At 65.2% G+C, this 7,520-nt stretch carries 5 protein-coding genes; 3 read left to right on the top strand and 2 right to left on the bottom strand.

What is annotated here, in order from left to right; genetic code table 11:
* Positions 1 to 2,110: GNAT family N-acetyltransferase (locus K728_RS0116140; protein WP_024477342.1), on the bottom strand; the 2,110-nt coding region annotated here is incomplete at its 3' end.
* An 85-nt stretch (positions 2,111 to 2,195) separates the two neighbouring features.
* Between K728_RS0116140 and K728_RS0116145 the strand changes: the two genes are divergently transcribed.
* Positions 2,196 to 4,676 (top strand): DNA gyrase/topoisomerase IV subunit A, encoded by a 2,481-nt coding sequence (locus K728_RS0116145; RefSeq protein ID WP_024477343.1) that lies wholly within the window; start codon positions 2,196 to 2,198, stop codon positions 4,674 to 4,676.
* A 95-nt stretch (positions 4,677 to 4,771) separates the two neighbouring features.
* Here the strand turns inward: K728_RS0116145 and K728_RS0116150 are convergent, their stop codons facing one another.
* Positions 4,772 to 5,758 (bottom strand): GNAT family N-acetyltransferase, encoded by a 987-nt coding sequence (locus K728_RS0116150; RefSeq protein ID WP_024477344.1) that lies wholly within the window; start codon positions 5,756 to 5,758, stop codon positions 4,772 to 4,774.
* Positions 5,759 to 5,891: 133 nt separating this feature from the next.
* Here K728_RS0116150 and K728_RS0116155 point away from each other — a divergent pair, with 133 nt between their 5' ends.
* Both K728_RS0116155 and K728_RS0116160 read left to right on the top strand, forming a co-directional pair.
* Positions 5,892 to 6,257, top strand: coding sequence for a BlaI/MecI/CopY family transcriptional regulator (locus tag K728_RS0116155; RefSeq protein WP_019483227.1), 366 nt, complete (start codon positions 5,892 to 5,894; stop codon positions 6,255 to 6,257).
* A 4-nt stretch (positions 6,258 to 6,261) separates the two neighbouring features.
* Positions 6,262 to 7,242, top strand: coding sequence for a M56 family metallopeptidase (locus K728_RS0116160; RefSeq protein ID WP_024477345.1), 981 nt, complete (start codon positions 6,262 to 6,264; stop codon positions 7,240 to 7,242).
* The last annotated feature ends 278 nt before the right edge of the window (positions 7,243 to 7,520 follow it).

A 7,520-nucleotide genomic window follows, 5' to 3' on the forward strand; every position in this document is an offset into this window, starting at 1 on the left:
GGACGGCGGGTAGCAGGGAGATGCCGTAGTGGCCGAGCAGGGTGGCCGACTCGGCGCCGTCCAGCCGGGTCAGGCCATCGCCGTCGACCCGGAGCAGCGCCTGCTGCAACACCGCAGACGCGGCATCGGAGTCGATGTCAGCCGGTTCGTGGAAGCCGCCGCTGTCCCGGGAGCGCCATCGGGCATAGGTCACCACTGCGCCGAGGGCGGCGACGGCGGCCCCCGGTCCCGCGTAGCAGGGCACCCCACGCTGGCTTGGCACCGCGGCGTCCCCGTCGGCTGACGCCAGCGGGTTTCGGGGTGAAGCCAATAACCCATCTGATTGCACAGCCGGGTCCAGGATGCCAGCAAAGGAGGCGACAAGAGGCTTGTTGGCTGTCTCGGCGCAGTCCCGCAGGCAGTCGGCAATGGCCTCGACTGTCAGCCCGGGCGCCGGGAGCAGGGCGACAACGGCCGAGTGCACTTCGTCGTCGGACAGCGCGTCGAGAATTGCCGCGCGCAGGACTGGCAGCGCAATGGACTGCCCGGTGTCCAGATCAATGTCCGTCACCAGCCGCCGCACGTCGAGGGACTGGGCAGCGGCGGCATCGGCGACCACCTTGCCGAGAGCCAGCGAATTACTGAAAACGGCGAGCGCTGGACCGGCCGGGAGGGGTTGGCTGACGAGAATCTGGGCAATGTCCACCAACTGGGCGGTCGTTTCCACCCGGATGACCCCCGATTGCCTCAGCATTGCGTCGAGTGCTCCCGAGGGGGCCTGGGTGGTGCGGACGGCGTGGCCGGGCGGTAGTTGCAGGCCCATCACATCGGACTTCGCGACGATGACCGGTTTGGTCTTCGCCAGCCGGCGGGCAATCCGGGAAAACTTGCGTGGGTTGCCCACCGACTCCAGGTAGAGCCCCACGGCGCGGGTGGACGGGTCATCCTCCCAGTACTGCATTGCGTCATTGCCCGAGATGTCGGCCCGGTTGCCGGCAGACACGAAGGAGCTCAGGCCCAGTCCGCGGCGTCCTGCCGCCGCATACAACAGCACTCCGATCGCCGCTGACTGGCTGAACAAACCCAGTGCACCGGCGGCCGGCAGCGCGGGGGCCATCGAGGCATTGAGCCTGACCTCCGGGTGCGTGTTGACCAGGCCCAGAGATGCCGGGCCGACCACCCGCATGCCGTAGGCCCTCGCACGATGCACCAGGGCCCGCTGCCGGGCCAGCCCTTCGGCGCCGTCGTCGGCGAACCCGGCGGTCGCCACGAGGAGGCCCTTCACACCGGCCACGCCGCACTGATCCACGACCGACGCCACCTGGTCATAGGGGACGGCGATCACGGCTAGTTCGACCGGCCCCGGGACTTCGCCGATGGAGGCGAACGAAATCATGCCCGCCAGTTCGAAAGCCTCGGGATTCACCGCATACACGTCACCGGTGTAGCCGCCATCGATGATGTGTTCCAGGAAGGAATACCCGACGGTCCCCCACTCGCGGCTGGCACCGATTACAGCGACCGACGACGGCGAGAGCAGTCCGGCGACGCTGCGTGCCTCGGCGCGGTGTTCCCGGGACTCCATCACGGCGCGTGACTTCTCGGTGGGGTCGATGTTGAACTCCAGCATCACCACGCCGTCGTCGAAGCGCCGTTGCACCTCGTAGCCGGCCTCGGCGAAGACGGTGATCATCTTGCGGTTTTCCGGCAGGACCTCTGCGGAGAACCGGCTGATGCCGTTCTCCCGGGCAGCCGCGGCGAGGTGTTCGAGCAGGATCGACCCCAACCCCCTGCCCTGGTGGGCATCAGAGACGTTGAAGGCGACCTCGGCTTCGGTGGGGTCATCGAGCCGGTCGTACCGCCCAATACCCAGAATGTCCGTACCGCGGGTGACGACGAACGCCACGCGGTCCCGGTGGTCCACCTCAGTGAATCGTTTGAGCTCTTTGTTGCTCAGCGAGGACTTGTAGGTGAAGAACCTCAGGTAGATCGAGTTCTCGGACTGTTGCATGTGGAAGTGCTGCATTGCTGGCGCATCATCGGGCGAAATCGGCCGCAAATGTGCAGTGGCGCCGTCCCGCAACACGACGTCGGCCTCCCAATATTCCGGGTAATGTCCGTCAGCCGCCATAGACTCACCCTAGTGGGCGTTCGGCGTTCACGTCATTACCCTTGGCAGCACCTACCCTTTTTCACAACCCGAGGACCATCCGATCATGGCCAGGCGCCAAAGCACAGCAGCCCCGGTGGATTACACCGAGAACATCATCGACATTGACGTCACTTCCGAAATGGAAGGCTCTTTCCTTGAGTATGCGTACTCGGTGATTTACTCCAGGGCCCTACCCGATGCCAGGGACGGGCTGAAACCCGTGCAGCGGCGCATCCTGTACATGATGACCGATATGGGGCTGCGCCCGGACCGTGGCCATGTGAAGTCCGCCCGGGTCGTGGGCGAAGTGATGGGTAAGCTCCACCCGCACGGCGACGCCGCGATTTACGACGCAATGGTCCGCATGGCACAGGACTTTTCGCTGCGCCTGCCCCTGATCGATGGGCACGGCAACTTCGGGTCACTCGATGACGGCCCGGCCGCCCCCCGCTACACCGAGGCCCGCCTCGCCGCGGCGGCCCTCACCATGACCGACCACCTCGACGAAGACGTGGTGGACTTCGTCCCGAACTACGACAACCAGCTCATGCAGCCGGAGGTGCTCCCCGCCGCCTTCCCCAACCTGCTGGTCAATGGGGCGACCGGCATCGCCGTCGGTATGGCGACGAACATGGCCCCCCACAACCTGGGCGAGGTAATCGCGGCAGCCCGGCACCTGATCGCCAACCCTGACGCCGGGCTCGATGACCTGATGCGTTTCATCCCCGGACCGGACCTTCCCAGTGGCGGTAAAATCGTGGGGCTTGAGGGTGTGCGGGACGCCTATGCGACCGGCCGGGGGTCCTTCAAAACCAGGGCCACCGTGGGAATCGAGCAGCTTTCCGCCCGGCGCACCGGCCTCGTGGTGACTGAGCTGCCCTACACGGTGGGCCCCGAAAAGATCATCGAGAAGATCAAAGACGCCGTCACATCGAAGAAGCTCCAGGGCATCTCCGACATTGTGGACCTGACCGACCGGCGTCACGGGCTGCGCCTGGTGATCGAGCTGAAGAACGGCTTCAACCCCAACGCCGTGCTGGCCCAGCTGTACCGGTACACGCCGATGGAGGACTCGTTCGGCATCAACAATGTGACCCTCGTTGACGGTCAGCCCCGGACGCTCGGCCTGGTGGAGTTGCTGCAGGTCTACATCAAGCACCGACTGTCGGTGGTCCGCCGCCGCACCGCCTACCGGTTGGGACGCAAGAAGGACAGGCTTCACCTGGTCGAGGGTCTGCTGATCGCGATCGTCGATATTGACGAGGTCATCCAGATCATTCGCTCTTCGGATGAGTCGGCCCAGGCCCGGGAACGGCTGATGTCGATCTATGATCTGACCGAGCTGCAGGCGAACTACATTCTTGAGCTTCGGCTGCGTCAGCTGACCAAGTATTCACGCATCGAGTTGGAGAAGGAGCAGGACGAACTGCGCCGGGAGATTGCCCTGCTGGAGGAACTGCTCGGCTCGGAAGAGAAGCTGCGGGCCCTCCTGTCGGAGGAACTTGCAGAGGTGGCGGCGAAGTTCGCCACCCCCCGTCGCACGGTGTTGCTGGAGTCCGAGTCCAGTGCACCACTGAAGGGCACGGTGATGCCCGCGGCAATATCGCCCGGCGGGAAAACGACGCCGTTACCCCTGGAAATTGCTGACGATCCCTGCTGGGTGATCCTGTCGACGTCGGGACAGCTGGCACGCACCGCCGACCAGGAACCGTTCGGTGAGGGCGGGCAACGGGTCAAGCACGACGTGTTCAGTTCGGTGATTCGTTCAACGGCGAGGGCGGAGGTTGGAGCGGTCACCTCGGCCGGGCGAATGCTGCGCCTTCAGGTGATGGATATGCCTGCTCTCGCACCAACCGCCGGGATTCCCAATCTGGCGGGCGGCGTACCGGCGCAGGAGTTCATGACCCTGCTGCCCGGGGAATCCCTGGTGGGGTTGGCACCGCTCGACGCGGTAATCGCCCTGGGCAGTGCGCAGGGCGTGGTGAAACGGGTTGCCCCCGAGTATCCATTGAACCGCGACGAATGGGAGATCATTTCCCTCAAGCCCAAAGACAAGGTGGTGGGCCTGGCCGCGGCCAGTGACCAGGACCTGCTGGTCTTCATCACGGCCCAGGCGCAGCTGCTGCGTTTCCCCGCATCGACCGTCCGTCCGCAGGGCCGCACCGCCGGTGGTATGGCAGGCATCAAACTGGGATCCGGTGACTCGGTCATCCACTTCGGCGCTGTGGGTGCCGAGGATTCGGCCGCCGTCGTCGTGACGATTGCCGCCGCGAGCGGAGCGCTGCCGGGCACCTCGGCTGGATCGGTCAAGGTGACCGATTTCGCGGAGTATCCGACCAAGGGTAGGGCTACAGCGGGGGTCCGGGCCCACCGGTTCCTCAAGGATGAGGACATCCTGCTGCTCGCCTGGGCCGGACACGGTCCGGCAAAAGCCGCGTCAGCTTCCGGTGTGTCCAGGGCCCTCCCCACCGAACACGGGCGCCGTGACGGTTCTGGTGTCACCCTGAGCCAGTCAGTCGACTCGATCGGACCCAGCCTCGTCTAGGGTTAGCCCCGGTCTAGGGTTGGCCCCGGCTATGGTTGGCCCCGGTCTAGGGTTGGCCCCGGCTATGGTTGGCCGGGGCCAATCGCGTCCATGGTTTAGATGCGCAGTTCGTACACCCTGACCCGGTGGGTGGCTTCGTAACCCAGACGTTCGTACAGGCCGAGGGCACCCGACGGGTTCTCGGTATCGACGCCCAGGCCAGCGTGCTCGATGCCGTCAGCTTTGAAGCGGCGCATCGCCTCGACCAGCAGGGCCGGGGCGAGCCGCAGGCCCCGCCATTTCCGCCGCACTCCCAGCAGGTCGGTGTAGCCCTCGGTGTGGCCCAGCAGTTCCCCGGACGCGGGATCGTAACTGGCCAGCTGGTAGGCAGCCACTTCGCCGGACGCCTCGTCCACCACCGCGAGGCTCCATTCGGGTTTAAACTCGGGGTGCGTCACGGTGAACCGCCAGGACTCCTCGTCACGTGGTTCACTCCCCCAGTGGTCCTGGAACGCCTCGTTGTGGGCGAGCCGCACCGCCTCGGACAGATCGTCCGAGAACGTGACAATCTGCAGTCCGGCTGCAATATCGACTTCGGGGATCTCCGTCTGCAGCGGACGGGTCATCTCCGTGAAATACCTGACGACGGCGTTGCCGGTAGCTTCCATCAGCGCGAGCTGGGATGGCACCCGTTCCTCCGCGTAGGTACGCAGCACTCCTGCCCCGGCGCCGTCGTCGTCCAACCGGCGACGCGCGCGCCCCGCCTGCCAGGAGTAGAGTGCGGTACCGATCCCCTGCCGGCGCCTGGCGGGGTCAACCCCACCCATACTGTAAACCACAGTGGACCCGGGATTCCGCTGGATTACCCCCACGGCGCGGGGCACACCCGCATCGTCGAGACCCAGGATGGTGTCCTTTGCCGGGTCGGTTTTCGATGAGCCCAGTATCTGCTCCAGGTCGGCCCGCTCCTCCACCCAGTCCGGCTGGTCTTCCTTGGCCATCCGGTGCAGCAGCTCATGCCAACTACCCAGATCATTAGGCGTGATGGCACGCCAATGCAGCGGCGTGCCGGAGGGAAAGAAGTCCGATTCTGGCTTTGTCATGGCAAAAGCCTAAATCACCGGAACGGTCAACCATCGGCTGAGCAACCGACATCTTGTTCTACCGCATGTAGAACCTTGGCGAAAAAGAGAGTAGATTTGAAGTACTCATCCACAATTTTAGCGAAGGACTTGCATGGCCACCCTCGGAGAACTCGAACGCACAGTGATGGATTTGCTGTGGGGCACCCCCGGGGCACTGACCGCGAACGCACTGCGCGACATGCTGGCGTTGGCGACGAAGGAAGCCGTGGGCAAGGAGCTCGCCGTCACGACAGTCCTGACTGTCCTCTCACGGCTGGAGAAGAAGGGGCTCGTGGAACGGGAGCGGGAAACCCGCCCGCACCGCTACCGTGCGATCACCAGCCGGGAGGAACACACCGCCGAGTTGATGCACGAAGTCCTCGTCACCGCCCCAGACCGGGAAGCAGTCCTGGCACGGTTCATCGGAAGCGTTTCCGACAGCGAGGCACAGGCTCTGCGCAAACTGCTCGGCAGCTGAACGGATGCTTTGGGCCGCCCATTTTTTGGCCGGGCTCGCCGTCGTCCTCGCCTGGCCTGCGCCGGTAGCCCTGTCTCGGGCAAAGTGGCCCACCCGTTCACCGTTTACGGCGATGATTCTGTGGCAGGCGATCGCCCTCGCGGGCGGACTGTCAATGATTGGCGCGATGCTGGTCTGGGGTCTCGACCCGCTCGGCGACAACCTGGTGGAAGCCCTTGGCCGCTTCGGCGACATGGCGTTTGCCAACCAGCCGGTCGACACGCTCGGCCTGGTCCACGTCTTCGCCCTGAGCGCCGCTGGGCTGCTCAGCGCCCACCTGATCTTTACCCTGCTGCTGACCTACGCCAAGATTCGTGGGCAGCGTAAGCGACACCGGGACATGCTGAACCTGCTCAGCTCCCCGGCAGCAAACCGGCCGGCAACGCTGGTGATCAACCATCCCACCCCTGTGGCCTATTGCCTTCCGGGTGGTGCCAGATCAGTGACCGTGCTCTCCGACGGGCTCCTCGACCTGCTGACCCCCGCCGAACTCGACGCCGTACTGGTGCACGAGCTGGCACACCTGCACCAGCGACATCACCTACTCCTGTGGGCGTTTGCGGCCTGGCGCGCGGCCCTCCCGTGGCTGCCCACGTCACAACTGGCGCAGCGGGCCGTCAACGAGTTGATCGAGATGCTCGCCGACGACGAGGCTCTGAAGCAGGTCCGGGAGCCAGTCCTGGCCCGGGCGATCGCTATCGTCGCCTCCGGGTCGCTGCCCGACCAGCAGGGCGGCTTCGCCCACGGTGACTCGTTTGCGGTGACGGCGCTTGCTCCCGGCGCGACCCCTGACCAGGATGCTGGTGCCACCCTTAACCGGATTCACCGGCTACTCACTCCGCAGCCGCCCTTGTCGCTGCCCCAGCAGGCGGCCGCCCTCGGTGCCTCGGGACTGCTACTGGGGGCGCCGACGCTACTGCTGATTGCCCCCTGGGTGCTGGGTTAGCGCTGCCTGGCGCTGGTTTTATGAGCAATGCTCCCACTGATCGGGCACGGTCACTGGGATTGTCTAGATACTCTCAGTGACCGTCGGTGATCGTTGGGACACTTAGTCGCGGCATCCGGCGCGGCTGGTACAGGAAACTGTGGAAATAATCCGCGCCCCAAACCGGGAGTGTTAGCTCGGCGAGCTAATGAGTTGGCTCGTGGCAGGTGCCATGACGAGCAGTCATGGGAGCGGATCGTGTGGCACTATCTGCTTTCCGGAGATACGAAAGTGGCAGG

Source organism: Arthrobacter sp. CAL618 (assembly GCF_000468215.1).
In the GTDB taxonomy this organism is placed as follows: domain Bacteria; phylum Actinomycetota; class Actinomycetes; order Actinomycetales; family Micrococcaceae; genus Arthrobacter_D.

Bases quoted from the DNA above. Each gene is read 5' to 3' on its own strand.
- K728_RS0116145 (WP_024477343.1), top strand. From the start codon at position 2,196: ATGGCCAGGCGCCAAAGCACAGCAGCCCCGGTGGATTACACCGAGAAC.
- K728_RS0116150 (WP_024477344.1), bottom strand. From the start codon at position 5,758: ATGACAAAGCCAGAATCGGACTTCTTTCCCTCCGGCACGCCGCTGCAT.
- K728_RS0116155 (WP_019483227.1), top strand. From the start codon at position 5,892: ATGGCCACCCTCGGAGAACTCGAACGCACAGTGATGGATTTGCTGTGG.
- K728_RS0116160 (WP_024477345.1), top strand. From the start codon at position 6,262: ATGCTTTGGGCCGCCCATTTTTTGGCCGGGCTCGCCGTCGTCCTCGCC.